At 70.3% G+C, this 986-nt stretch carries 1 protein-coding gene; it reads right to left on the bottom strand.

All coding sequences use genetic code 11. The features are described 5' to 3' along the window. On the bottom strand, positions 1-986 hold a 986-nt coding region (locus O5O54_RS22205; RefSeq protein ID WP_279484022.1), incomplete at both ends, for an acetyl-CoA acetyltransferase.

Here is a 986-nt window from a genome sequence, read left to right as displayed (position 1 = left end):
CCGCCCATGTTGAAGACGCCGGCGCGCGTCGCGCCTGGCACTTGCAGATCGGGCAGTTCGCCGCAGAGCTGCATGGCCGCCATCACGTGCATCGAGACGCCCGTCGCCCCGATCGGATGGCCCTTGGACTTCAGGCCCCCGGACGGGTTCACCGGCAGGCGCCCGTCCTTCCGCGTCGTCCCCTCGCGCACCACGCGCCAGCCCTGGCCCGGTTCGGCAAGCCCCATCGCCTCGTATTCGATCATCTCGGCGATGGTGAAGCAGTCGTGCGTCTCGACGAAGTCGAGATCGTCGAGCGTCAGGCCCGAGGTCTCCAGCGCCTCTCCCCAGGCCCGGCGCGGCCCGTCGAAGGCCGTCGGATCGCGTCGCGACAGGGCCAGCACGTCGTTGGTGTGGACGCGGGCACGGAAGGAGATCGCCTTGCCGAGGGTCGCCGCCACGTCGGGATGGGCGATCACCAGCGCGGCCGCGCCGTCGGAGATCAGCGAGCAGTCGGTGCGCCGCAAGGGCGGGGCGACATAGGGGTTCCTGTCGGAGACAGTGTTGCAGAACTCGACCGAGAAGTCCTTGCGCATGTGGGCATAGGGGTTGGCGAGGCCGTTGGCGTGGTTCTTGGCCGCGATCATCGCCAGCTCTTCCGAGCGGTCGCCGTAGCGCTGGAAGTAGCCTTGCGCGATGCGCCCGAAAAGGCCGGCAAAGCCGCCGTCGACATCGGCCTCCTCCTCGCGGAAGGAGGCGGAAAGGAGGATGTCGCCGGCCCGCGCGGTGGGCACGCCCGTCATCTTCTCCGCGCCCACGACCAGCGCGACGCGGCCCCGGCCCGATGCGACGAAGTCCATGGCGGAATACAGCGCGGCCGAGCCGGTGGCGCAGGCGTTCTCGGTGCGCATGGCGGGCGTGCGCGCCAGGGCCTCCGCCCCCATGCCGACGAGCGCGGCCTGGAAGTCCTGGCCCGAGAAGCCGTTGTTGTAGACGCCGACGAACAG

The organism is Aureimonas sp. SK2, assembly GCF_029813115.1.
In the GTDB taxonomy this organism is placed as follows: Bacteria; Pseudomonadota; Alphaproteobacteria; order Rhizobiales; family Rhizobiaceae; genus Aureimonas.
This window is presented reverse-complemented; position numbering and strand designations above follow the sequence as displayed.